Source organism: Flavobacterium sp. AC105, from assembly GCF_979258495.1.
Genome location: NZ_OZ409860.1, coordinates 1,344,977 through 1,370,848, shown reverse-complemented (window position 1 = coordinate 1,370,848; position 25,872 = coordinate 1,344,977). Strand labels below are relative to the sequence as shown.

The window sequence follows — 25,872 nt, the reverse complement described above, 5'->3', positions numbered from 1 at the left end:
TAAGTGTATTGTAAAAAGATATTCCCTAATTTTTCAATTAGGGAATATCTGAAACTAACTCAAAAAGCAATATTTTTTATTTTAATACAAATCCTATATCATCAAACAATACGATATTACCGCCGTCATTATTTGATTCCTGAAATGTAAGCATTGTAACACTTGTTGGATTTCCTAATTTGCTTAACGGAATTTCCATATAAACCCATGTAGTTGTAACAGGAATTACATAGTTTGGTCCGCCGTTTACACTAAAATTAACCTGACCATTTTTACCGCCTTTTACCGCAATTCTCATGGCTTTGTATGGCGTCATGTCAACATTAAAGCCCCAGTTTCCTCCATCCCATTGACCAAAAGCCCACTGCCATGATTTTTCTCCCTGGTAAGAATCTCCACCAAAATCAAAATTAACTCCTTTACCAGACCAAGGTCCACCCCATTCCATTCCGTATAATTTATCGTCATAAAGAGCAGTTCCTATCGCTTCAAGTGATGTCGCAGTTCCGGAAATATTGGTTACTGCTAAATATCTTTTATCTGCATTTGCCGGTATTTTTACCACAATTTCTTCTAAAGTAGAAGATATTACCGTTACCGGAACTTCTGGTTGTGTTGCCGTTTTTGCAAGTGTAACTACAGGATTCAGGAAATATTTTCCTTTTATGGTAACCTGATCTCCTTCGGCACAATTTATAAAATTGAAACCACTAAATGTTGGTACTGGAGGAGCAACCATAAAATCATAAAGAACGGTTCCTTTATCTGTTACAACTTTTAATTTATTTGATGCGTTGGCATAAGGCGTATTTTCATCAATTAATACAATGATATCTGTATCTGTTACAAAAGTTGGTCTGAAATACGTATCGAAATCATTAAAATAAACCTTTTTTGTACCTAATAAACCTTTTCCGTGAATAACATAATAATTCTTTGGATCTCCAATTGTAACCGGAGTTAACGGTTTAAGATTTCCATCAAGATCATAACCTGAAGGCATTACTGACTCAATAACCGGACCACCAGAATAAACCGAAGCACTGTCATCATTTGAGCATGAACTAAAAAGCATTAAAGATAACATCCATGCCATACATGCCGTTAACGAAACAATTTTTATATTTTTCATATTTTTATTTTTAAAAAATTATTTAAAAGTATACGGTGCTACTTCTTTCAATTTTGGATTTTTAATCAAATCGTCTGCCGGGTAAGGCAATAAAAGATTGGTTGCCGAAATTGATATGTGTTTTTCTATTTCTTTATCTCCTCTGTTTTGTGCTTCTAATATTGCTTTTGCTTTATCGAAAGGCAAACGCCCTAAGTCGAAATAATAATCTCCTTCGCAAGCTAATTCTGCACGTCTTTCTCTGAAAATATCATCAAAAGAAATGGTTGATTTTGCTGCTAAACCTGCTCTTTTGCGAACTGCATTATACGATTTAAGTGCCATTGGGTCAGACGTACTTCCTGTTTGTGAGCCTAATATGGCTTCGGCATGAATTAATAGTAATTCGGCATAACGCATCATATAACTATTCATACTGCTTTCTCCGTTAAACGGTGCATTGAACGGTCCTGTTATTGGTAAATTTTCTTTTCCGATTACATATTTTTTCAATCCTGCACCTGAGTTTTGGGCTTCATTTTCAAGAGCAAATGTATATCCTAAAATTAGTGGCGAATCTACATCAAGCGTTTGTGCATATGTTAAGTTTGGATAAAAATCTCCCGGTAACATGAATGTTTCTGCACGTCTTTTATCTCCATTTTCGAAAACATTATGAATTAAATCCTGAGATGGCGCAATTTGACCAGAATAAGTAGTTTCTACCAATCTGTTTTCAGGAGCAAATAATGTATTTGAAAAGTTACCTTCAAAATAAGTTCCGGCTCCTGTCCATTGCCATGCAAAAATGGATTCTTCGTTATTATTATTTTTCTGCAAGAATAAATCAGCAAAAGATTTTGTTGGCAATTCTTCGCCTCCTAATAATTTAAACTCTCCGCTATTGATAACTTCCTGCGCTAATGCTCTTGATTGCTCATATTTTTTTTCATACAAATACACTTTTGCTAAAAAAGCTTTTGCAGATCCGCTTGAAACATGCGCATTTGCAGCATAATCAGAACCTCTGTTTTTAGATCTTAAATTGGCAATTGCAAATTTTAAATCATTTTCTATGAAAGTGTAAACATCTTCAACAGGATTACTTGGAACAACAAAGTTCTGAGAATAATCGGCATTGTTTTCGATAATTGGCACATTTCCCCATAATCTTACTAAGAAGAAATAAGAAAAAGCTCTGATAAAATGGGCTTCTCCCAACGCATTATTTAAGGCTTCTTTACTCACATTTGGCCCAACACTTTGAGGCAAATTATTAATGTATGCGTTTGAATTTGCAACAGCTCCATAACAAGATCTCCAGGCATCAGAAATAAAAGCCTGTGAATTTGTAAAGCTTAAATCGGTGAATTTTCCAAAATCATTATATTGACTTGCATACATATTTCCAGAAATTACATCGGTAATACCGTAAAAAGCCGATTTATTCATATTAAACCACACAAGACCGTATAATCCGTTACTTGCATTGTCTAATTTTGTATCTGAGTCGTAATAGTTACCTATTGTAGGCGTTCCTTCTGCAGGCACATCCAGAAAGTCCTGAGAACAAGACGATGAGATTAATAACAACAATGTCAAAGCAATAACACTGTTTCTTTTTATTATATTTTTCATATTAATACGTATTAAAATTCAACATTAAAACCAAAAGTTATTTGTCTAGGCGTTGGGTAACGTCCGTTATCAACACCTGTCAACAACGCATCCTGGTTAAAAGAACCTACTTCAGGATCATAACCTTTGTATTTTGTAAAAGTGAACAGGTTTTGTCCAGAAGCATAAAGTCTCAATCTTGATAATTTTAGTTTTGAAATTATATCAGAAGGCAGTGAATACCCTAAAGTTACGTTCTGAATTCTTAAGTAAGAACCATTTTCGATATTACGGGTTGATATTGCATTATTGATATCGTCATAAGTCGATGGTCTTGGCAAAGAACCGTTTATGTTTGAAGCGGAATAAAAATCTGATGCTTCAGTTAAATAATTTGTTCCCATATAACTATTCATTGTACCGGACAAACGCGTTAAATTCATTAATTTATTTCCTGCAGTTCCCTGAACGAAAATAGATAAATCAACATTTTTATATTTGAAGTTATTTGTGAATCCGTAAGTGAATTTTGGATTTGGATTTCCGATAGCTTTCAAGTCATTCAAATCAATAACACCATCGTTATTTTGATCTTTATAAATTACATCTCCCTTTTGAAAATTTGGCATTAACGAATTTGTTCCGTTTTTCAACACCACTTTATTACCTGTAGCATCTGTATGACCGTAAGTTGTCAAATCATCATCTGTTCTGTAAATCCCTAAAGCTTCATATCCTAAAAAGGAACCAATTGGCAAACCTTCCTGAGTTCTTGAAACGGTTACCGTATTATAAGCAAGCGTATTCATTGTTTTCACAATATTTAATCCTGCCATATCTGTAACCTTATTTTCATACTTTGTAAAGTTTAAATTAGCATTCCATGAAAATTTATCAGAGAATTGTTCTGTGTATCCAAGCGTAATCTCAATACCTTTATTCTGCATGCTTCCAAGGTTAAAGTACGGAGGATTTACACCACCTTCATAATCTCCACCACCAGAAAGGAAGTTTGGCAAAGGAACCTGATACAAGAAATTTTTAGAAACTTTTTTGTATAAATCCACAGACGCTGTAAGTTTAGATTTGAACATTGTAAAATCTAATCCTAAGTTAGTTTGATCCTGAGTTTCCCATTTCAAATCTTTATTTGGTGTATTAGACGGCAAATAAGAAGTTCCAAGTGTGCTGTTAACCAAATGCAAATTAGAATCGTATAAGTTATTACCAATTTGATTGTTTCCTGTTTGTCCCCAGCCTATTCTAAATTTGATATTATCAACATATTTTTTAGTGCTTTCCATAAAACTCTCATTCGAAATTTTCCAGGAACCGGATGCAGAACTAAAAACGCCCCATTTGTTACCTACGAAAAATTTTGAAGATCCGTCTGTTCTTACAGCAGCCGAAATTCCGTATTTATCACCATAATCATAAACAACCCTTCCTAAATAAGAAGCCAGAGTTTGAGTTCCTGAATATACACCGCTTGTAACCGCTTTAGACAAATCTGAAGCCGCAAGCGATTTATCATTATTATCTTTATAGCCATAACCTGTTATAGAATATCCTTCCCAATGTGCTCTGTTTGCTTCTTGTACAGCCAAAATTGTAAAGTTGTGTTTACCAATAGTATTTCTATAAGTAAGCATGTTTTTTAAGTTCCATGAATTTCCGCTAGATGGTCTGTAATATAAATTCGCATAACTTTTTACTGCATTTCCTAAAGAATACATCGGGTCAAATTGCTGTCCTAAATTATCAGATATATAACCGCCAGCCTCAAAACGATATTCTAAACCTTTGAATAAATTAATCTGAGTATAAAAATTTCCCGAATAGTTTTTTCTAACCAATGTATTCGATCCTAATAAAGAAGTCGCAACCGGATTTACAAATGAGGTTTGACCACCAGCCGGAGGGCCAGCAAAAGCACCGGATAATTCTCTTACGGCAACATCCGGAGTAGCAGATAAAGATGTCGCAACAACTCCGTTAAACTGACCGTTTAAAGTTAGTTTTTCATCTGTAATCGCACCACTTACATTCACACCAACTTTAATAAAGCTATTTACTTTTGCATCGATGTTTGTTCTAAAATTATATCTTTTAAAACCAGATTCGATTACAATACCTTCCTGATTTAAAACACCACCGGATACATAATAATTTACACCTTCTTTTCCACCTGAAAAAGACAATTGGTTAGAAGTCATAATTCCGGTTTCATAAATTGCATCCTGCCAATCTGTACCTTTTCCTAAAAGTTCAGGATGAGCAAATTCAGGACGTTTCGCCGTAGGATCATATACATCTGCCAAAGCATTTTGATGTGTTGCATACTCCTGCAAATTCATCGAATGCAGTCTTTTTGGCAAATTGCTTATCGAATAAGAATTCTCAAAAGATAGTTTTCCAGTTCCTTTTTTTCCTGATTTTGTAGTCACGATAACAACTCCATTTGCTCCGCGTGAACCGTAAATAGCAGTTGCAGAAGCATCTTTCAAAATATCGATAGACTCAATATCACTAGGATTAATAAGTGCCAAGGGACTTTGTGTTATATTACCTGCATTAGAAAAGTTAGAATTCCCGGAAGCATTTCTTCCAGATGTAGATGAGTTTCTCGCATCTCCGGAAATTGGCACACCATCAATTACATATAAAGGCTCATTTGTACCTGTTAAAGATGAAACTCCTCTAATTTTTACAGAAACATTACTTCCAGGTTCTCCAGAATTGCTGTTTACAACAACCCCGGCAGCTTTACCCTGCATCATTTGGTCGAATGAAACAACCTTTAAATTTTCGATATCTTTAGAGCTAATACTAGAAATAGCACTGTTTACGTCCTTTCTTTTTTGAGTTCCGTAACCAATTACAACAACATCTTTTAAGTCCTCAACATTAGATTTCAAAACCACATTTATAGTTCTTTTTCCGTCGACAGCTATTTTTTGTGAATTAAATCCAATAAACGTGAATACCAAAGTCGCATTTGCCGGAACATCAATCGTATATTTTCCATCAAAATCAGTTGAAGCAGTTGTTTTTAGTCCAACAACTGTAATATTTGCACCCGGAATCGAAAGTCCTTTTTCATCAGATACTGTTCCCGATACTTTAACCTGAGCCGTAATAAAGTTACAGGTCAGCAACAAAAATAAAATCAAAGGAACTGCTCTGTGGTTAGCATTCCAATGAATGAAGTTAGTCATTAGTTTTTTCATAATAAATGTTTGGTTAGTTTAAATTTGTTTTAATCATAATTCAAGTCATTAAAATGGATGGTAATTATTTCCTTAAATTATTTTAACAAATCTATAACAGAAGAAAACATTAAATCGATAGTATTATATCATTTAATGATAATATTTTTACTATATCGTTTTAAAAAAACACATATGAAAATAAAAGTGAAAAAAAATTACATTATTCGCAACACCTATCCTGTAAAGCACATAGAATTATAAATAAAATTTAACGAATCCTTAAAAAAGCAAACGATTTCGTTAAAAATAATATTTGTTTGTGCAAAAAAAGTATCATTATAAAATACGTTTTAATCCAGAAAAATCTTCCCTGTATTGACTGGGCGTACAATTTTTAGTAGCTTTAAAACTACGATTGAAGTTCGCAATATTATTAAAGCCGGATTTAAAAGCAACTTCAGAAACACTCATATCCTTTTCTACAAGCCAGCGGGCAGCATATCCAATACGGATATCATTAATATAATTGACAAAAGTTTTTCCGGTACGTTTTTTTATAAACCGATTAAAAGAAATAATAGACATGCTCGCCACATTTGCCACATCTTCTAAAGTGATTTTTTCAGCAAAATGTTTTTGTACATATTCATAAACCAGTTTCATTTTATCATAATCATCAAACGTATCATAATCTACTGTATAAGTAGAAAGCAAACGTTGGTTTCTTGAATTTGCCAGGTCATATAATAAAGAAGTAATTTCCAGAAAATAGTCCATACCATCTAATTTAGAAAGCCTTACCAATCTTGGCGTTAATTCTTCGGCTACTTTTTTCGAAAATAAAATACCATGAATAGATCTGTTAAACATATCCCGAATCGGGTTCATAATACGTCTGGACAACAAAGATTCATGAAAAAGATCATTATGAAACTGAATTGTAATTTCGTGAATTTTCTTGCTCGTACATTTACTTAATTCCCAGCCGTGATATAAATTTGGACCAATTAAAACCAATTCAACATTATCAATTTCTTCAATATTATCTCCTACAACACGCTTTACTCCTTTTCCGTTCAGAATAAAATTAATCTCAAATTCCGGATGATAATGCACCGGAAAATCAAAGCTGTCTTTTACTCTGTCGAAAACTAAAAAACTATCTCCGGCTGATAACGGAGCGATTTCTCTATAAAAATTTTTAGAACTACTCATCTTTAAAACGTATTTAGAAAGTGATATTTGATTTTTTCATTTGCAATAATATGATATATAATTGATAAAATAATATTAATTATACGATAAACATCCGATTATCTTTGAAAAATAGAATTATCGTTTTTACAAAAACTCTATGGATAATAAACATTAATCATTTTTAATGTAATATCTTTTTAAAGTTTTGATAATTTTAATCCAAAAAGCATATTGATTTACAGATTGAAAAAATGCAGGTTTTATAATACGTTCTCAATTGTTACTTTTACACTTATCATACTGAAAAACAACTCTATTTCTAATGAAAAAAAACATACTAATCCTAATAATAGCCATAATTACAGGAACTTCTTGTTCTTCAAAAACTATTGTTACTAATACTAATTTGTCACTTTCAGATAAAAAAGCAACAATTGAGACTGTTTCGTTATACAAAAAACTTGTTCAATTAACCCAAAAAGGATATTTATTTGGCCATCAGGATGACCTTGCTTACGGAGTAAATTGGAAATATGAAGCCGGCCGAAGCGATGTAAAAGATGTTGCGGGTGATTATCCTGCCGTGTATGGCTGGGATATTGCAGGCCTTGAAAAAGACAGTCCTAATAATATAGACGGAGTTCCTTTCGATAAAATGAAACAATATATTAAAGAAGCGAATGAAAGAGGCGGAATTTCCACAATAAGCTGGCATTTTGACAATCCTGCAACGGGAAAAAGTGCCTGGGATAATGTTCCAAATTCACTTAAAACGGTTTTACCCGGAGGAGAAAATCATCAAAAGTTCACAACCTGGTTAGATAAAGCCGCTGATTTCTTTTTATCCTTAAAAGATAAAAAAGGAAAAAATATTCCAATTCTTTTCAGGCCTTATCATGAACTTACCGGCGGTTGGTTTTGGTGGGGAAAAGGAAATTGTACACCGGAAGAATTTAAAACTTTATGGAAATTCACAATAGAATATCTTCAGAAAAAAGGAGTTCATAATTTAATTTACATCTATAATACCGGAAGTTTCAATTCAAAAGAAGATTTTCTGGCCAATTATCCGGGTGATAATTATGCTGATATTTTAAGTTTTGATGCGTATCAGAATAACGATGATAAAGACGGAAAAAAGTTTATCGCAGAAGTTCAGAATCAGTTTAAAATATTAAACGAAATTACCAGCAAACAACATAAAATTATGGCTTTGGCCGAAGCCGGATACGAAGCAATTCCAGATCCAAAATGGTGGACAGGAACTCTTCAAAAAGCAATTGGCGATTATAAAATCTCCTATGTGCTATTATGGAGAAACCACGGCTGGCAGGAAAAAGAACAAAAAATGCACTATTACGCGCCATATTCCGGTCAGGTAAGCGAGAAAGATTTTGTCGATTTTTATAAACTCGACAAAACATTATTCGAAAAAGACATTAAAAAAAAATTAAAAATTGAGAATTAAAAATTAAAAATCCGCGTCATCTGCGTGCTAAAGAATTAAAAAATAAAATCTGTTTTTATCCGCGTTTTTACGAAGTAAATCCGTTTTATCCGCGTCAAAAACAACACATAGAAATATAAAAATAACTATCCAAATCTAAAAACCACAACCATTAAAAAAAACCTAATGCACGACAAAATTAGTTTAAAAGAAAAAATAGGATACGGTCTTGGAGATGCAGCATCATCCATGTTCTGGAAAATCTTCAGCATGTATCTTCTCTTTTTCTATACCGATGTTTTCGGATTGGCGCCGGCCGTAGTTGGAACCATGTTTTTGATTACCCGTATTTGGGATTCTTGTTTTGATCCGATTGTTGGAATCATCGCTGACCGAACAAAAACGAAATGGGGAAAATTCAGGCCTTATTTGTTATGGGTTGCCGTGCCTTTTGCCGTGATTGGCGTTTTGACTTTTTACACACCTGATTTTGACGAAAAAGGAAAAATAATTTATGCTTACGTAACCTATTCGGCCATGATGATGATTTATTCGTTAATCAATGTGCCGTATGCATCGCTTTTAGGGGTTATGTCTTCTGACAGAAAAGAAAGAACTACTTTATCCTCTTACAGAATGGTTTTTGCTTTTGGAGGAAGTCTTTTGGCACTTTGGCTAATTGAACCTTTAGTAAATTATTTCGGCGGAAGCCTGAATTCTAAAGCTGGCTGGCTGGCAACAATTTCAGTATTTGGAGTTATCACAACATTATTTTTCTGGGGCTGTTTCTTCTTTACAAAAGAAAGGGTAAAACCAATTTCAGATGAAAAAAACAATTTAAAAGAAGACTTAAATGATCTATTAAAAAATAAACCCTGGTGGATTTTACTCGGAGCCGGAATTGGCGCTTTAGTATTTAATTCTATTAGGGACGGAGCTGCCGTTTATTATTTCAAATATTATGTAAGCAGCAGTGTAAACTTTGATTTTTCTGTTTTCGGAACAGATTTTCACATGACACCAACTTCTATTTATTTGGTTTTGGGACAAGCTGCAAACATTATTGGAGTTATTGCTGCAACGCCAATTGCCAATAGGATTGGAAAAAAGAAAACCTTTTTTGGCGCAATGGCATTAGCAGCAATTTTGAGTTTGATTTTCTATTTCTTCGGAAAAAATGATGTTTTCTTAATCATGAGTTTTCAGGTTTTAATCAGTATTTGTGCCGGCTGTATCTTCCCGTTAATCTGGTCGATGTATGCAGACAGCGCCGATTATTCGGAATGGAAACAAGGCCGTAGAGCGACAGGATTAGTTTTTTCAGCATCATCCATGTCACAAAAATTTGGCTGGACAATTGGCGGCGCAGGAACCGGATGGCTTTTAGGTTATTATGGTTTTCAGGCCAATGTTGAACAAACCGCTGTAACCCAAAACGGAATTCAATTAATGTTAAGCATACTTCCTGCAATTGCAGCGATAATATCAGTTCTATTCATTTTATTTTATCCTTTATCTGAAGAAAAACTACAAATAATCGAACAGGATTTAGACCAAAAACGAGACCATACCAATTAAAAATTATACCGATACAGAAATCTATTTATATGACAGCAATAGCCTCTTCAACTACATTTCAAGATAGAAAAGTAGCATTAGAAAAACAACATAAAACACTGATCGAGCAAAAAAATGTTCCTCAGGATGAAGCCGGAAACGGCATATACGAACGCTATAAAAATCCGGTTGTTACAGCAGCTCACGTACCTTTAAACTGGCGTTTTGACCTGAACGAAAAAACAAATCCGTTTTTACAGGAAAGAATCGGGATGAATGCCGCTTTTAATGCCGGCGCCATGAAATGGAACGGAAAATATCTTCTTGCCGTTCGTGTAGAAGGAATCGACAGAAAATCTTTTTTCGCTATAGCGGAAAGTCCAAACGGAGTGGACAATTTTAAGTTTTGGGAAAAACCATGCGTGATTCCGCAAACTGAAGAACCGGATACAAATGTTTACGATATGCGTTTGATTGATCACGAAGATGGCTGGGTTTATGGCATTTTTTGTACGGAAAGAAAAGATCCAAAAGCGCCAAAAGGCGATACAAGTTCGGCTGTAGCCAATGCGGGAATTGTTCGTTCTAAAGATTTAATCAACTGGGAAAGATTACCGGATTTAATTTCGAATACCGGACAACAGCGAAATGTGGTTTTGCATCCTGAATTTGTTGACGGAAAATATGCTTTATACACACGTCCGCAAGATGGTTTTATTGATGTTGGAGCTGGTGGCGGAATTGGATTAGGATATGTTGAAGACATGACAAATCCGGTTGTAAAAGAAGAAAAAATCATCTTCGGAAAACAATATCATACTATTTATGAATTGAAAAATGGTCTTGGCCCTGCACCAATTAAAACAGAAAAAGGCTGGCTGCATCTCGCACACGGAGTTCGTAATACCGCTGCTGGATTGCGTTATACACTTTATATGTTCATGACCGATTTGAATGATATTACCAAAGTAACGCACGTTCCGGCAGGACATTTTATGGGTCCTGAAGGAATTGAAAGAGTTGGTGATGTATCGAATGTTTTATTCTCAAACGGATGGATTGAAGATCCTGACGGAACCGTTTATGTATATTATGCATCATCAGATACGAGAATGCACGTTGCCGTTTCATCTGTCGAAAAATTAATTGATTACGTTACAAATGCGCCCGCAGATACTTTTATTTCTGCAGGTTCAGTAAAAACTATTATCAATCAAATTGAAAAAAATAACACAATATAATTCATCGTGTCAATACAACTAAAGCAGCTTAAATCTGAATTATCAGCCGAACTTGATTCCATTTTAAAGTATTGGTCAAAACATACTATTGACAATCAAAATGGTGGTTTTATTGGTCAGATTGACTTTAACGAACATATAATCGCCAATACCGAAAAAGGTTCTGTTTTAAACGCCAGAATTTTATGGACATTTTCTTCAAGTTATAAAGTTACTAAAAACGAAAGTCATAAAAACACAGCAAAACGTGCTTTTGAGTTTCTCTCGGAAAACTTTTATGATGCGGAATTTGGAGGTTTATTTTGGAGTATTAATGCTGATCGAACTCCAAAAGACACCAAAAATCAAATTTATGCTCTAGCTTTTGCCATTTATGGATTATCTGAATATTATGCGATTTCGAAGGATGAAAAAGCTTTAGCGATTGCGATTAATTTATATTTAAAAATACAACAACACAGTTACGATCCTGTAAACAAAGGTTATTTTGAAGCCTTAACGCGCGATTGGCATCCTATCGAAGATTTGCGTTTAAGCGATAAAGATGCCAACGAAAAAAAGACGATGAACACGCATTTGCATATTGTTGAAGCGTATGCAAATTTGTTTAAGGTATGGAAAGATAAAAAACTTCAAAACGATATTATTGAATTATTAGAAACGATAGAAAAGCATTTCATTAATACTGAAACAGGACATTTACATTTGTTTTTTGATGAAAACTGGGTCGAAAAACCAGATGTTATCTCTTACGGACATGACATTGAAGCGGCCTGGCTTTTGCTGCAATGTGCCGAAATTTCTGAAAACGAAACTTTGATTGCCAATTATAAAAAACACGCCATTCAAATGGCAAAAGTTACGCAGGAAGGTTTAGATACCGATGGCGGTTTATGGTATGAATTTGATCCCGAAAAGAATGATTTAGTAGCCGAAAAACATTGGTGGGTTCAGGCCGAGGCTTTAATTGGATTTTATAATGCCTATCAATTAACCGGTGATGAAAACTATTTAAACATCGTTTTTAAAAACTGGGAGTTTATAAAAAAACACATTTTAGACAAGGAAAACGGAGAATGGTTTTGGGGAATCTATCGTGATAATTCTTTGATTGAAAAAGACAAAGCAGGATTCTGGAAATGTCCGTATCATAATAGCCGCGCTTGTATGGAATTGATTAATAGAATTTTATAAAATTTAATTGGTTGTTTAATAAATAAATTAGTTGTAAAAAAAGTTAAATAACAGACAAATCTCTCACGATGTAACGCTCAAAAGTTCTGTTGTCAATGACAAAGGAGAAATCTTCGCGAGAAGCTCGTCAAAGATTGGACTCTGGTTGCGGAGTTACTTGCGAAGATTTCTCCTTCGTCGAAATGACATAAAATGAGAAAGAATCTTAACTTAATTACATTGTACGCAGGGACTACACTTATTAACCAGCAATCGGAATTAATTAAACAGAAAGACTAACTAACCAAATTAAACCACAAAAAATGAAAATCAATTTTCTCAAAATAGCATTTTTAAGCTTATCAATTCTGACTTTTGTAAGTTGTTCTTCTGACAAAGAAAATGACGATGATGACGAAGTTATAATCAATCCGCCGGCAGAAACTGATCCGCTGACAACGCAAAATATCACCACTTATATGGTCGATGCAAATGCTACCAAAGAAACTGTAGCTTTATTTTATAACTTAAAAAAACTTGCCAAAACTAAAGTAGCAATTGGTCAGCAAGATGCTTTTAATAGTTTTTATCAGGATGCGGCCGGAGATTCTGATATTAAAAAAAACACAAGTTTTGATCCTGCTCTTTTAGGTTCTGATTTTATGTTCATTACCGATAAAAACAATAACAATCAGGCTGATAACTGGTTTTATCAACAAGAACAAAAAATTGTAAACGATGCAAAAGCTGCTTACGCAAAAGGCATGATTAACACATTTTGCTGGCATTTAAGAGAACCTAATAACGAAGATTCTTTTTATGCTGCCGATATGACCGCAGACCAAAAAGCAACAGCTTTTAAAAGTATTTTACCTGGCGGAGCAAATCACGAATGGTACAAGAAAAAACTAGATAAGGTTGCCAGCGTAGTTTCGAATTTAAAAGGTTCAAATGGCGAATTGATTCCGATAATTTTCAGGCCTTTTCATGAATTTGACGGAAGCTGGTTTTGGTGGGGCGCTAATTTCTGTTCTGCCGATGATTACAAAAAAGTATATCAGTTTACAGTTGATTATTTAAAAAATACAAAAGGCGTTCATAATATTTTATATGCTTTTTCGCCTGACAACTCCTATACAACTGCAGAAAATTATTTAAGCCGATATCCTGGTGATAAATACGTCGACGTTCTTGGAATGGACAATTACGGCGATTTTGATAATCAAGGTCAAACCGGTGCAAATAGAGCAAATGCCAAATTAATAATGATTGGATCTCTTGCAGCCGATAAAGTGAAAATTTCGGCATTAACCGAAACCGGATATCAGGTTACAGCGACAAAACCTCCGGTTACAGATTGGTTTTCGAATTATCTTTACACAGCAATAAACAATGTTCAGGGATATGATTCTACTATATCAATTAGTTATGTAATGTTTTGGAATAATACAAAAGATGGCTATTATGTTCCGAATGGTTCTGTTTCGAATGCTGCTGATTTTAAAACATTTGCAGCAAAACCAAAATCGGCATTGTTGAATTCCTTGCCAAAAATGTATGAATTGCCTAAATAGATTGTGATTTAGTCATTTTTATATCATTTCTATGCAGGAGAATCGCACTAGTTACGAAATGACAAGATTGTGCAAAATTGAAAAACCGATGACCAATAAAACCGTAAATTCCTAGCCTTGATAGTCCCGAAGCCTCGGGAGGAAATTCTTTTGTGAAATGAAATGGAACAAAAGATTGAAACGGATAGCAGGAAATAGCTTCTAAAAAAATAAATAATGAAAAATATACTTCTAAAAACGCTGCTATTTGCTTTGATTTTTTCTACAATTGCATGTCAGTCACAGGAAAGAATTACAGTAAAAGGAACGCAATTTTACAAAGGCGACAAACCGTACGCATACATTGGAACCAATTATTGGTACGGAAGTTTACTGGCTTCGAAAAAAGTGGGTGACCGAAAAAGATTGCTTCGTGAACTGGATTTAATGCAGAAAAATGGCATTGATAATCTACGAATTCTCGTTGGCGGCGATGGCGGAAAATACGATTATACCGTTCGTCCGGCTTTGCAGTATGAACAGGGAAAATACGATGCCGATTTGCTGGACGGACTGGATTTTTTAATCAATGAAATGAGCAAACGTAAAATGTATGCAGTTTTATATTTGACAAATAACTGGGAATGGTCCGGCGGAATGTCACAATATTTAGAATGGAATGGCAAAGGTGCAATTCCGGTTCCGAATATTGCTCCGAATACCTGGCCGCAATTTATGGCTTATACGGAACAATTTCATAGTTGTGAGCCTTGTATGAAAGGTTTAGAAAATCATGTAAAGTTTATTATTGGAAGAACCAATACCTATTCGCATAAAAAATATACGGAAGATAATACGATTATGGCGTGGCAAGTTGGCAATGAACCGCGAACTTTTACGGCAGAAAACGAAGTGAAATTTACGGTTTGGCTCAATAATATTGTAGATTTAATTGACAGTTTAGACAAAAACCATTTGATTTCTACGGGTTCTGAAGGAAAAAACAGTTCGAATGATAGTATGGAAACTTTTGAAAGAACACATCAAAACCCAAATATCGATTATTTGACCATGCACATTTGGCCAAAAAACTGGGGTTGGTTTAAAGCTGATGATGCTGAAAAAACGTTGCCAACAACGCTGGAAAATGCAGGAAAATATATTGATGAACATGTAAAAGTGGCCAATAATTTGAAACGCCCCATTATTATTGAAGAATTTGGTTTAGGCAGAGAAAATGAAAGTTTACTGGCATCGGCATCTGTCGCCAATAGAGATGTTTTTTACAATTATATTTTTAGCCGAATTGCTGATGCTGAAAGCCGTAAAAGTAATGGCCCGTTGCAGGCGGCAAATTTCTGGGGATTTGGCGGTGAAGGAAAAGCCATTAATGCAACTGGAAAATGGAGTCCCGGAGATCCTTTAACTACAGATCCTCCGCAGGAACCACAAGGCTTAAACTCTGTTTTTTCTTCGGATAAATCGACTTTGGAGATTGTGAAGAAATATAATATGGAATTGAAGAAATAATTTAAATTCTTTACTTTTATACCAAACCCGACAGGTTTTTATCCCAAAGCCTCGGGATAAAATCTGTCGGGTTTACTGTATGTCTAATTCATGACGAAGACGCACTGCTGTGCGCCTCTACGATATGCGTGTGTACAATTTACATTTCACATTTTACGCCAATATCTTTTCAATCGCATTTAATTCGTCTTGAGAAAATTCTAAACTTTGCAAACAATCAATATTATTATTTAATTGTCTCACAGAACTTGCACCAATTAAAACCGATGTAATTCGTTTGTCTTTTTGCAACCATGCTAAAGCCATTTGCGCCAAAGATTGATTACGGTTTTGTGCAATTTCATTCAACTGAACTAATTTCTGAATTCTTTCAGCCGTAACTTCATTTTCTTTTAAATGTCCGTTTGGATTATGCGCTCTTGAATTTTCCGGAATTCCGTTAAGATATTTATCCGTTAAAAGTCCTTGTGCCAAAGGCGAAAATGCAATGCATCCCACTCCTTTTTCTTCCAGAACATCCAGCAAACCATTTTCCACCCAACGTTCCAACATCGAATATTTGGCTTGATGAATCAAGCATGGCGTTCCTAATTGTTTTAAAACATCAACCGCAACGCGGGTTTGTTCTGCTGAATAATTGCTGATTCCAACATACAATGCTTTTCCGCTTCTTACGGCATAATCAAGTGCCATCATAGTTTCTTCGATTGGCGTTTCAGGATCCGGACGATGCGAATAAAAAATATCTACATAATCAACTTTCATTCTCTTTAAACTCTGATCTAAACTTGACAATAGATATTTTCGTGAACCCCAATCTCCGTAAGGCCCGTTCCACATCGTGTAACCTGCTTTAGTCGAAATAATGATTTCATCGCGCAGGTTTCCCTGAAAATTATGCCATAGAATTTTACCAAAATTAGTTTCTGCAGAACCCGGAACCGGTCCGTAATTATTTGCTAAATCAAAATGTGTAATTCCTTTATCAAAAGCTTCGACTGCGATACTTTCGGCATTCTCAAAATCATCTACCGATCCGAAATTATGCCATAATCCTAAAGAAATTTCGGGCAGTAATAACCCGCTTTTTCCGCATCTGTTATATTTCATTATTTTAGTTTAATTGGTTGGTAGTTTTATAGATTTAAAGATAAAAACAATCCTAATTAATTAAAATCAAATTTGTCTTTAATTTCGTAAATTTGTTTAAATTATAAAATTATGGAAAATAACTGGCAAAATTTAATTTCAATAAATCCAGATATCCGATTTGGTAAACCGGTTATTACCGGAACCCGAATTTGTGTTGCAGATATTCTTTCATGGCTTTCAACTGGAATGTCTTTTGATGAAATTATAGAAGACTTTCCTGAATTAAAAAAGGAACATATTCTTGCTGCTTTAGCTTTTGCTGCCAATAGAGAGAATATTACAAAAATAATTGCTGCATAATGAAGTTACTTCTGGATGCCAATATTTCATGGAGGATAATCAAACTTATTGCAAATGATTTTTCAGATTGTTTGCATTCTAATGAAATTAAAGTAACCCAACCAGCAAAAGATATTGAGATTTGGAAATTCGCCAGGCAAAATAATTTTACAATACTTACACACGATGATGATTTTGAAAAATTATTACTTTTAAAAGGAGCTCCTCCAAAAGTAATAGTTTTAAAAACTTTCAATAAGAACACAAAACAACTTGCAGAACTTTTAATTTTAAAAAAGGAAATCATTAAATCATTTGTTTCAAATGATGAATTATTGATTTTAGAAATCTATTAATATTTTTAAAAAAGTTATTTTTTTTAATCTCGCAAAGTCGTAGAGTCGCAAAGTTTTTTAAGTTTTCCTTTAAATAGCGTCCAGCTTTAGCTGGATGGATATATAAATACAAGCGAAAAGGCTTTAGCCAAACTAGTAGTAAAGTTTGGCTAAAGCCTTTTCTATTAAATCTCATAAATTAAAAATCGCCACGAATTCACGAATTTTTAAACAATTAATTCGTGAATTCGTGGCGAAAAAAAACTTTGCGAATCTGCATCTTTCCGCGATAAAACTTTATTCTTTTATCTCAAAACCACTTTCCAAACCTTTATCAGAACTTCCTCCAACCATGATTTTAAAAGTTCCCGGTTCAACTAAATAATTTCCTTCATTATCATAAAAACCAAGTTCCTTATCAGTCAAAGTAAACGTTATGGTTTTAGTTTCTCCTTTTTTCAAATCAACTAATTCAAAACCTTTCAACTCTTTTATTGGGCGAATGATACTGGCAAATTCATCATGAATGTATAACTGAACGACTTCTTTTCCGTCATAATTTCCTGAGTTCGTAACGGCAACACTAACCTGTACATTTTCTCCTTTGGCGAAAGCCGCTTTGTTTAATTTCAGGTTTTTATAATCAAATTTAGTGTAACTTAAACCATAACCAAACGGAAACTGAGGCGTTTTTGCAACATCTGTATAATGTGACCAAAACACATTTTTATCCACATCAGTTGGTCTTCCAGTACTGTATTTATTGTAGTAAATTGGAACCTGACCTACATTTCTCGGGAAAGACATTGGCAATTTTCCACTTGGGTTATAATCTCCGTATAAAACCTGCGCCACAGCATTTCCGGTTTGCGTTCCCAGTTGCCAGGCTTCTACAATTGACGGAATATGTTCTATAGCCCACGGAATACTCAACGGACGACCATTATTTAAAACCAAAACAATATTCGGGTTTACTTTATAAATTTCTTCTAATAATTCTTGTTGAACACCAGGTAAATTAAGGTCGGTTCTGCTTCTGCCCTCGCCACTTTGAAAACCATGTTCTCCCAAAACCATTACTACAACATCCGCATTTTTAGCAGCCGTTTTTGCCGCTTCAAATCCGCTTTTATCAGTTGTATTAAAAATCACCTCATCTAAGAAACTCGTTTTTCCAACAATCAAATCGGCACCTTTTTCAAACGTCAATTGATTGTCTTTGTATTGCTGCATTCCTTCTAAAACCGAAACCGCCGTATTATTATCCGAAGCGATTCTCCAACTTCCAAGCGGACTATTTTTATCGTTTGCCAAAGCGCCAATCAAAGCAATTTTCTGTCCTGATTTTTTTAGCGGAAGCAAATTCTCATTCCTCCCCGGCGGACAAGCATTCTTCAATAAAACAATTGACTTCTTCGCCATGTCCAAAACGCCTTCATTATTGGCTTTACTTCCAATAACAGCTTTTTCACGTTTTTCGTCACAATATCTGTACGGATCATCAAACAAACCTAATTCAAATTTCACACGCAAAATTCTGCGAACGGCATCATCAACCAACGATTCTTTTACTTTTCCTTCCTTAACCAAAGCTGCTAATTTCGCCACATACAAATACGATTCCATATCCATGTCAGAACCTGCAATGACCGCTTTTGCAGTCGCATCGGCTTCGTCTTTTGCATAACCATGCGCAATCATTTCGCGAATCGAAGCATAATCTGAAATCACAAAACCATCAAACTTCCATTTTCCTTTTAAGATATCTCTTTGCAAAAATGAATTTCCAGTTGCCGGAACGCCGTTCAGCGTATTAAAAGAATTCATAAACGTACGAACTCCGGCATCAACCGTTGCTTTAAAAGGCGGTAAAACCGAATTATACAATTTAGAATTACTAATATCTACAATATTATATTCCAATCCCGCTTCAACATAACCGTAAGCTGCAAAGTGTTTCGCGCAAGCTGCAATCGTGTTTACTTTAGCCAGATCTGCAATTGTTTCACCCTGAAAACCTTTCACTCTTGCGTAACCTACTTTGCTTCCCAAATACGGATCTTCGCCGGCACCTTCCATTACGCGGCCCCAACGCGCATCATTTGCAACGTCTACATTTGGCCCAAAAGTCCAGTTAATTCCAGATGCCGAAGCTTCATCAGCCGCAATTTCTGCCGACTTTTTAATCGCTTCTAAATCCCAGCTCGCCGCTTCTGCCAACGGAATTGGACTTAACGTTTTATAACCGTGAATAACATCAAAACCTATAATCAGCGGAATTCCCAAGCGAGTTTCTTCAACCGCAATTTTCTGTACGGCCTTAACTTCTTTTACACCTCGAACGGTCAACATACTTCCAACCCAACCTTTTCGCAAATGTTCGTATTTCAACTCCGCCGTTCCGCCTTTTGGAGCCGGTCCTGTCACATCCCAAAACCCGTTATATTGGTTCATTTGTCCCACTTTTTCCTCTAAAGTCATCAAAGGCAAAAGCAAATCAATACGTTGTTCAATCGTTTTATTTTTATCCAGATAAGGCTTTTTCTGTGCATTCATATTTCCAACAGTAAACAGGGCAAAAACCCCAATCGTTATTATTTTATTTTTCATGGTTTTATAGTGGTCAGATAGTTTATTTTAAAGGTGCTAAGGTTCTAAGTTGCTAAGATGCTGAGTTTAATATTTTGGGCGTGTTTCGCCGCGGCGAATCGGGCTATCCATTTCAAGTCCTCGCACTTCCTTCGTCAGGCTGTGGGCTTTCCTCTTCTATCCCTCACGCAAACAGGTAAAAAGAACTTTTTGGTTTCTTATTTTCTATATGCAATTTTGTCATTTCGCGTTTCTCGAAATGACAAACTTTGAGTATCTCCCTTTGCGCGGCTTCTTTATCAATTTACTTTGGAGACTCACTTTGCGAGACTTCGACTTCGCTCAGTCTGACAAAAACAACACCAAAAAACCAATGTTAATCCGCGAAATCCGCACAATCCGTGGGCAATAACCTTCTACCTCCTATTCCGAAATAAAACAAGAAGCCGGCAAATTCGCTTTATTAAACAAATCTGACTGAATTGTATTTCCCCATGCAAATCTCACTTTTGCAGGAACAGCAACTTTTTTACTTGTCAAAATCACTTCATTATTTTTAATCGAAGCTTCTGCAGGATAAAAAGTTCCATCGGCTCCAGCCAATTCAAATTGATTTGAGGTTTTATTTTTAAAATGTAATCCTTCAGCAAAATCAAAAGACACGATTGCTTTATTTTTCTCTATTTTAAGGCTTTTAAAAAGTGGTCCATTTACCAAATTTGAATTCGTTTTATAAATTTCGGCTAAAGCCAGATTTGCCAAACGAATTCCAACATCTTTTTTATTCTTTGGATGAATATCAATCGTATCCGAAATATCACTTGTTAAAACCATTCCGGTTTTGGGAACTTCTTTCAGGATTTTTCTCTGGGAATCTCTCACAATAACATTGGAGAAATTATTGCTGCCCGTTTTATACGGCGCGATTTGAACAAAATAAAAAGGAAATTCGTCTTGCCAGGCTTTTCTCCACGAAGTAATCAAAGCCGATAATGTTTTGTCATAAACCAATGAACCCACATTTGATTCTCCCTGATACCAAAGTATTCCGGCAATTTTGAAACCTACAAACGGATAAATCATCGCATTATAAGCACGCCCGGGCTGACGTGGACCGTATTCTTGTTCGTTTAGTTTTTTGGCATTTTCTAATAAAACAGGATCGTTTTGAACGACTTCTTCAGGCATCCAGATTTCAGCAGGAGTTCCGCCCCAGTTTGAAGAAATTAATCCGATAGGAACATTTTTTAAATCTTCTCTCAGGCGTTTGGCAAAAAAGTAACCAATCGCGCTAAAGTTTTTCATGGTTTCAGGAGTCGATTCAACCCAGTTTCCTAATAAATTATTTTGAGGACTCGTTGCTGTCAATTTCGGAACGGTAAAAAATCGAATATTCGGATTTGCAGCATTTTTAGCATCTTCTTCTCCATTATCGATTCCCCAACTTGCAGACATTTCCATGTTTGATTGTCCTGAACAAACCCAAACTTCGCCAATCAGAATGTTTTTCAGAACAACTTCATTATATCCTTTTATAGAAATCGTGTAAGGTCCGCCGGCTTCTGGCGTTTTTATATGCAATTCCCATTGTGCCTGATTATTGGCAACGACTTTATATTCCTGATTGTTCCAGCTTGAAACCAATTTGATTTCTTCTTTTGGATTTGCCCAACCCCAAATTTTAACTTCAGCATTGCGCTGCAAAACCATATTGTCGCCAAAAATATTCGGAAGGGAAACGTTTGCCATCATAGTACTGGAAATCAATAGAAAGAAAGCAAACTTAAATATATTATTTTTCATTTAGTAACTTTTTTAAAAACGGAGCATATTCATCAGCCAAAATTTTATGATCTGCAATATCCGGATGACCTGAACAGCCTTTTGGTGCCATAGGCTTAAACTTAAAAATCAAAATTGCTTTATGGGTTTTATCAGCGTCAAATGCAGCTTTCACTTTGTTAAGGCAATCTTCAAAAACAATTGCTCTTTCTCCGTTTACCATTGGGCTATTTGTAATCACAATTTGTGCATTCGGGTTGTGACTGTACAGCATTTTGATAAAGTTGATGTAATTCGAAACATACTTTTCGGCATTAAAAGGCAAACGTTCTTTTTTGCCGTCTCCACCAGAAAAATCATTTGTTCCAAGTGCAATACTGATAATATTGGGCTGAAAAGTAAAATCATATTTAGGTTTAGAGAAATCTTTTGTTAAATACAAATTCTCATAAATATCGGGCATTATGGCTTCGTCTTTGTTTTCGTCATTCCAGTTTCTGTACATCCCGATTCCGGAAACACAACTCATCAAATAATCAACATCAATTTCTCTCGAAAGTACTGGTCCATAAGCATAATAACCATTGTGATGATCCATATATTCGCCTTTATCACAAGGAATATCAGACGGATCACTTGCTGCCCCGCATGTAATGGAATCGCCAATAAATTCAATTTTCTTTTTCTTTTTGGCAGAAATTGAAGTCAGTTTTGCAGTTGTTCCTGAGAATAAAATATTTCCGCTTTGTGCTTCTGTAGTTTTATAAATTTCAAGACGATGTTCTTTTTTATTTGAAGTGATTTTTATTGGAAAAGATTGCGCTTCGTCTTTTTCAATTCTTAATTTTCCAATATATTTTCCGTCTAAAACCAATGAAACATAATTATGATGTTCATAAGAATCAACACTTTGCAATGAAATCGAGCATTCATTTCCTGTAAAATTAAACGAAACCGAAGATGCGGTTCCGATTAAAATAATTTTATCATCCTGAAGTTTGTCAACTCTTCCGGCATACAGAAAAGTATTGTTTTGGGTTTGCGAACTTGAAACTATCGAAATCAGCAAAAACAAAATTAAAAACGGTATTTTTTTGAGAAACATAATTTATTTGTTAAAATCTAAATGTAATTCACAAATATATCTGAAAAACGTTATTCAAAAAGATACTAAAACATCAAAAGGCAATAAAAAAACACCACTTTTTTTACACTTTTTTAAACTATAATAATTCATTGACAAAACACATCGCAAACTATTCCTTTGATATTCAAAAGCAACGGCCTATCTTTATGAATTAAATCCTACAGTTACTCTTCTCAAAATGAAAACAGCTCTCTATATATTATTAGCAATTGCTATTTTATCTTGTTCTTTTACAAAAAAAGACAATGATCCTGCCCAAACGCAAATTCAAAATACACAAACTAAAATTGATCGCGATTCTGTTATTGATTATGCGCAGCAATATATGGGTACGCCTTATTTATACGCAGGAAATGATCCCAAAAAAGGGTTCGACTGTTCTGGTTTTGTTAGTTATGTTTTCAAACATTTTAACGTAGACTTACCCAGAAGTTCAAGTGGTTATAAAAATTTAGGCACAGCATTAAAACCTAAAGATTTTAAAGTTGGAGATGTTTTGGTTTTTTACGGTTACAAAGACAGCACTATTATTGGTCATTTGGGCATTATTTGCGAGGCCAATGGCATGAAATCTAAATTCATACATGCTTCTTCGGGAAAAGCCGGAAGTGTGACAATTAGTCCATTAGATTCTGATCAATATACCAAACGCTATTATAAATGCATTAATGTATTGCCTAAACACTAATTTCACTAATTAAGACTAATTAATTGTAAACGCTTATATCTTGTAACACCCCGGATTACAGCAAATTTTTAAGTTTATTCTTCTGTCAATAATTTTATCAGGCTTTCGTCTCTTTGATAAATGTCTTTATAGAAATTCAATTCTCCTTTTCTATCTACCCAGGCAGTAAAATAACCAATATAAACAGGAACTTTCTTTTTTAAACTCACCCAGTTTTCTTTACCGGCATGCATCGCTTTATCAATTCTTGCAGGATTCCAACCTGGATCTTGTTTTAAAAGTTCGATAGCTAATTCTCTTGGCTTTGCAACACGAACACAGCCGTGACTGAAAGCTCTATTTTCTCTTTCGAACAAACTTTTTGCAGGCGTATCATGCAGATAAATATTGTTTGAATTCGGAAACAAAAACTTCACTAAACCAAGCGAATTGTTTTTTCCAGGCAACTGACGAACGGCGCCATTATTCCATTCCAGATTTTTCTGAGCCAGATAATTTTTATTTTTCGCCATTCCGGGCTTTATTTCTTTATTGATAATACTCGTAGGAACATTCCAATACGGACTAAAAACAATATTATTCATCATTCCGCTGAAAATAACGGTTTTTGTCATTGCTTTTCCAACCACAACCGCCGAAGTAAAAGCGATTTCGTGATCACGAATTAAATACAATTTAAATTCCGGAATATTAACTTCGATATATTCTTTCCCTTTTTCAAGTTCAGGATCAATCCATCTGCAGCGTTCCATATTGGCAATAATGGTTTTGATTCGGTCTGAAACCGGAACATTTAATTCGGCAATATGTTCCGATATTATTATATTTTTTGGTGTTAATCCGTGATGTGATTCGTAGTTTTTAATGGCTTTTATCAAAGTAGAATCGCATACATTACTTTTGCTGTTTTCTTTAAGATCACCGGTGATATAAAGTCTTTCTCTGATTTGCCCGATTGCAGCAACTGAATCTCCAATTTTAAGACTTTTAAAATCTTCTCCAACTTCAATTGTTTTCCAACCGCCTTTTTTTTCTATTTCCCTATATTGATGAAGTGCATCGCGAAGCTTGTAATATTGGCTAAACATTTTGCTCTTTTTATCATCATTAATGGTAGATTTTTTATAAATCGAATCTGAAAAAACCTGATAATTTACTTTTTTTCGAGGTAAAAGCCATTCTAATGATTGGGTCGTTTTTTCGTCTACTCCGGATACTTTCTGAACATAATAAAAATACAAGTTCGTAATCATCAAATCGGTATCGAGCTGTGTTAACTTATTTTCGGATGTATGTTCAAAAATTGGATTGATTTTTTCGTTATACGGAAAGTTAGCTTTCAAACCTTCCTGCTCTAATCCTTTATATTTATTGAATAAAGTATTTCCAAACTCTACAACACCTTTATTGTCAAGCCATAATTGAGTTGAATTTTTCTTTTTGTATAAAGTTAAAACTTCATTTTGAAATTTTGCCAATTTTGGATATGCCTGATAAAAAGCAGCAATCTTTAAACTGTCAATCGTTATTTTAAGTTCCGGAATTACTTTTTCTGAAGTCTTTTTTGATTCTTTATTTTCTGATTTTTTATTACAAGAAATAGCGGCAAAAAGAATGACTGCTGCAACAAGCGGATACAAAATTTTCATAAAAATATTTTTAATAAAAATAGAAAAGTTTTACTTAAAACAACCCATTTATAAAAAAATTAATGATGACTTTACAATGCACAAAACAATCAGAATTTCACTCAGTTAAAGCCATAAAAAAACTCCGGATAAATGGCATATCCGGAGCTTCTACTTTATAACCAACCTTTATTTTAAATCACAGTTCCTTTTAATGTCAGGATTTTTGGCGCTGTTTCTGCACTTGTTGTAACTGTTACTGTTTTTGTAAAAGCACCTTTGTTCGCGGCATTATATGTTGCAGTTACTTTGGCAGATTTTCCAGGAAGAATAGGTTCTTTTGTATAATCTGTTGCTGTACATCCACAAGATCCCTGAACATTTGTAATTACAACTGCTGTTTTTCCTGTGTTTTTAAATTCGTAGACAATTGCTTTTGGTGTTCCTTGCGGAATTTGACCAACATCTATAGTTTCTACTTTCCAGGCAATTGTAGAAGGTTCAAGAATTGTTTTTGCTGTTTGTGAAACTAAAGCTTTTACGGGTGCAATTGCTGAAAAAGACATTAAGCTTAGTGCTAAAGCCAACATCGAAATTTTAATAATTTTCATAGTTATATATTTAAATAGTTTAT

The 25,872-nt window shown here is 34.6% G+C and carries 19 protein-coding genes; 9 read left to right on the top strand and 10 right to left on the bottom strand.

Features of this window, described 5'->3' with window-relative positions; translation table 11 throughout:
- Positions 1-76 precede the first annotated feature (76 nt).
- The 4 genes from ACZ0AH_RS06175 to ACZ0AH_RS06160 form a co-directional block, all read right to left on the bottom strand.
- Positions 77-1,132 (bottom strand): IPT/TIG domain-containing protein, encoded by a 1,056-nt coding sequence (locus ACZ0AH_RS06175; RefSeq protein WP_463474946.1) that lies wholly within the window; start codon positions 1,130-1,132, stop codon positions 77-79.
- Positions 1,133-1,150: 18 nt separating this feature from the next.
- On the bottom strand, positions 1,151-2,749 hold the full coding sequence (locus ACZ0AH_RS06170; RefSeq protein WP_463474945.1) for a RagB/SusD family nutrient uptake outer membrane protein: 1,599 nt from the start codon (positions 2,747-2,749) through the stop codon (positions 1,151-1,153).
- 11 nt (positions 2,750-2,760) lie between these two features.
- Positions 2,761-5,958, bottom strand: a complete 3,198-nt coding sequence (locus tag ACZ0AH_RS06165) for a SusC/RagA family TonB-linked outer membrane protein (RefSeq protein ID WP_463474944.1) — start codon at positions 5,956-5,958, stop codon at positions 2,761-2,763.
- A gap of 318 nt (positions 5,959-6,276) precedes the next feature.
- The gene (locus ACZ0AH_RS06160) at positions 6,277-7,155 is read right to left on the bottom strand and encodes a helix-turn-helix domain-containing protein (protein ID WP_463474943.1); all 879 of its coding nucleotides are present in this window, start codon (positions 7,153-7,155) and stop codon (positions 6,277-6,279) included.
- A gap of 304 nt (positions 7,156-7,459) precedes the next feature.
- Between ACZ0AH_RS06160 and ACZ0AH_RS06155 the strand changes: the two genes are divergently transcribed.
- The 6 genes from ACZ0AH_RS06155 (at position 7,460) to ACZ0AH_RS06130 (ending at position 15,638) form a co-directional block, all read left to right on the top strand.
- Positions 7,460-8,605 carry a glycoside hydrolase family 26 protein gene (locus ACZ0AH_RS06155; protein ID WP_463474942.1) on the top strand — a complete coding sequence of 382 codons (1,146 nt, stop codon included), beginning with the start codon at positions 7,460-7,462 and terminating at the stop codon, positions 8,603-8,605.
- Positions 8,606-8,770: 165 nt separating this feature from the next.
- Entirely contained in the window at positions 8,771-10,162 is a 1,392-nt protein-coding gene (locus ACZ0AH_RS06150) for an MFS transporter (protein WP_463474941.1), read from the top strand.
- 29 nt (positions 10,163-10,191) lie between these two features.
- Positions 10,192-11,382, top strand: a complete 1,191-nt coding sequence (locus ACZ0AH_RS06145; protein ID WP_463474940.1) for a glycoside hydrolase family 130 protein — start codon at positions 10,192-10,194, stop codon at positions 11,380-11,382.
- Positions 11,383-11,388: 6 nt separating this feature from the next.
- On the top strand, positions 11,389-12,576 hold the full coding sequence (locus ACZ0AH_RS06140) for an AGE family epimerase/isomerase (protein WP_463474939.1): 1,188 nt from the start codon (positions 11,389-11,391) through the stop codon (positions 12,574-12,576).
- A 302-nt stretch (positions 12,577-12,878) separates the two neighbouring features.
- Positions 12,879-14,129 carry a glycoside hydrolase family 26 protein gene (locus tag ACZ0AH_RS06135; protein WP_463474938.1) on the top strand — a complete coding sequence of 417 codons (1,251 nt, stop codon included), beginning with the start codon at positions 12,879-12,881 and terminating at the stop codon, positions 14,127-14,129.
- A 216-nt stretch (positions 14,130-14,345) separates the two neighbouring features.
- Positions 14,346-15,638: a glycoside hydrolase 5 family protein gene (locus tag ACZ0AH_RS06130; protein ID WP_463474937.1), complete on the top strand. Its 1,293-nt coding sequence runs from the start codon at positions 14,346-14,348 to the stop codon at positions 15,636-15,638.
- A 153-nt stretch (positions 15,639-15,791) separates the two neighbouring features.
- Here ACZ0AH_RS06130 and mgrA read toward each other — a convergent pair whose 3' ends face one another.
- Positions 15,792-16,748: an L-glyceraldehyde 3-phosphate reductase gene (gene mgrA / locus ACZ0AH_RS06125; protein WP_463474936.1), complete on the bottom strand. Its 957-nt coding sequence runs from the start codon at positions 16,746-16,748 to the stop codon at positions 15,792-15,794.
- Between the two features lie 111 nt (positions 16,749-16,859).
- Between mgrA and ACZ0AH_RS06120 the strand changes: the two genes are divergently transcribed.
- Both ACZ0AH_RS06120 and ACZ0AH_RS06115 read left to right on the top strand, forming a co-directional pair.
- Complete coding sequence (locus ACZ0AH_RS06120; protein ID WP_463474935.1) at positions 16,860-17,090, top strand: DUF433 domain-containing protein; 231 nt, start codon at positions 16,860-16,862, stop codon at positions 17,088-17,090.
- Positions 17,090-17,425, top strand: a complete 336-nt coding sequence (locus ACZ0AH_RS06115; RefSeq protein WP_463474934.1) for a DUF5615 family PIN-like protein — start codon at positions 17,090-17,092, stop codon at positions 17,423-17,425. The genes ACZ0AH_RS06120 and ACZ0AH_RS06115 overlap by 1 nt, the downstream gene beginning before the upstream one ends.
- A 276-nt stretch (positions 17,426-17,701) precedes the next feature.
- On the opposite strand, the gene bglX is transcribed toward ACZ0AH_RS06115, so the two are convergent.
- The 3 genes from bglX to ACZ0AH_RS06100 form a co-directional block, all read right to left on the bottom strand.
- Complete coding sequence (gene bglX / locus ACZ0AH_RS06110) at positions 17,702-20,014, bottom strand: beta-glucosidase BglX (protein WP_463474933.1); 2,313 nt, start codon at positions 20,012-20,014, stop codon at positions 17,702-17,704.
- A gap of 402 nt (positions 20,015-20,416) precedes the next feature.
- On the bottom strand, positions 20,417-21,796 hold the full coding sequence (locus ACZ0AH_RS06105) for a sialate O-acetylesterase (protein WP_463474932.1): 1,380 nt from the start codon (positions 21,794-21,796) through the stop codon (positions 20,417-20,419).
- Positions 21,786-22,880, bottom strand: a complete 1,095-nt coding sequence (locus tag ACZ0AH_RS06100) for an SGNH/GDSL hydrolase family protein (protein ID WP_463474931.1) — start codon at positions 22,878-22,880, stop codon at positions 21,786-21,788. The genes ACZ0AH_RS06105 and ACZ0AH_RS06100 overlap by 11 nt, the downstream gene beginning before the upstream one ends.
- 220 nt (positions 22,881-23,100) lie before the next feature.
- Between ACZ0AH_RS06100 and ACZ0AH_RS06095 the strand changes: the two genes are divergently transcribed.
- Positions 23,101-23,610 (top strand): C40 family peptidase, encoded by a 510-nt coding sequence (locus tag ACZ0AH_RS06095; protein ID WP_463474930.1) that lies wholly within the window; start codon positions 23,101-23,103, stop codon positions 23,608-23,610.
- A 74-nt stretch (positions 23,611-23,684) separates the two neighbouring features.
- On the opposite strand, the gene ACZ0AH_RS06090 is transcribed toward ACZ0AH_RS06095, so the two are convergent.
- The gene (locus tag ACZ0AH_RS06090; protein ID WP_463474929.1) at positions 23,685-25,259 is read right to left on the bottom strand and encodes a L,D-transpeptidase family protein; all 1,575 of its coding nucleotides are present in this window, start codon (positions 25,257-25,259) and stop codon (positions 23,685-23,687) included.
- Between the two features lie 173 nt (positions 25,260-25,432).
- Positions 25,433-25,849, bottom strand: coding sequence for a DUF1573 domain-containing protein (locus tag ACZ0AH_RS06085; RefSeq protein ID WP_463474928.1), 417 nt, complete (start codon positions 25,847-25,849; stop codon positions 25,433-25,435).
- Positions 25,850-25,872 lie beyond the last annotated feature (23 nt).

Coding starts and splice junctions, on each gene's coding strand:
- ACZ0AH_RS06150 (WP_463474941.1), top strand. CDS start 8,771: ATGCACGACAAAATTAGTTTAAAAGAAAAAATAGGATACGGTCTTGGA.
- ACZ0AH_RS06155 (WP_463474942.1), top strand. CDS start 7,460: ATGAAAAAAAACATACTAATCCTAATAATAGCCATAATTACAGGAACT.
- ACZ0AH_RS06165 (WP_463474944.1), bottom strand. CDS start 5,958: ATGAAAAAACTAATGACTAACTTCATTCATTGGAATGCTAACCACAGA.
- ACZ0AH_RS06135 (WP_463474938.1), top strand. CDS start 12,879: ATGAAAATCAATTTTCTCAAAATAGCATTTTTAAGCTTATCAATTCTG.
- ACZ0AH_RS06115 (WP_463474934.1), top strand. CDS start 17,090: ATGAAGTTACTTCTGGATGCCAATATTTCATGGAGGATAATCAAACTT.
- ACZ0AH_RS06100 (WP_463474931.1), bottom strand. CDS start 22,880: ATGTTTCTCAAAAAAATACCGTTTTTAATTTTGTTTTTGCTGATTTCG.
- ACZ0AH_RS06170 (WP_463474945.1), bottom strand. CDS start 2,749: ATGAAAAATATAATAAAAAGAAACAGTGTTATTGCTTTGACATTGTTG.
- ACZ0AH_RS06175 (WP_463474946.1), bottom strand. CDS start 1,132: ATGAAAAATATAAAAATTGTTTCGTTAACGGCATGTATGGCATGGATG.
- ACZ0AH_RS06095 (WP_463474930.1), top strand. CDS start 23,101: ATGAAAACAGCTCTCTATATATTATTAGCAATTGCTATTTTATCTTGT.
- ACZ0AH_RS06130 (WP_463474937.1), top strand. CDS start 14,346: ATGAAAAATATACTTCTAAAAACGCTGCTATTTGCTTTGATTTTTTCT.
- ACZ0AH_RS06160 (WP_463474943.1), bottom strand. CDS start 7,155: ATGAGTAGTTCTAAAAATTTTTATAGAGAAATCGCTCCGTTATCAGCC.
- bglX (WP_463474933.1), bottom strand. CDS start 20,014: ATGAAAAATAAAATAATAACGATTGGGGTTTTTGCCCTGTTTACTGTT.
- mgrA (WP_463474936.1), bottom strand. CDS start 16,748: ATGAAATATAACAGATGCGGAAAAAGCGGGTTATTACTGCCCGAAATT.
- ACZ0AH_RS06085 (WP_463474928.1), bottom strand. CDS start 25,849: ATGAAAATTATTAAAATTTCGATGTTGGCTTTAGCACTAAGCTTAATG.
- ACZ0AH_RS06090 (WP_463474929.1), bottom strand. CDS start 25,259: ATGAAAATTTTGTATCCGCTTGTTGCAGCAGTCATTCTTTTTGCCGCT.
- ACZ0AH_RS06120 (WP_463474935.1), top strand. CDS start 16,860: ATGGAAAATAACTGGCAAAATTTAATTTCAATAAATCCAGATATCCGA.
- ACZ0AH_RS06105 (WP_463474932.1), bottom strand. CDS start 21,796: ATGAAAAATAATATATTTAAGTTTGCTTTCTTTCTATTGATTTCCAGT.
- ACZ0AH_RS06145 (WP_463474940.1), top strand. CDS start 10,192: ATGACAGCAATAGCCTCTTCAACTACATTTCAAGATAGAAAAGTAGCA.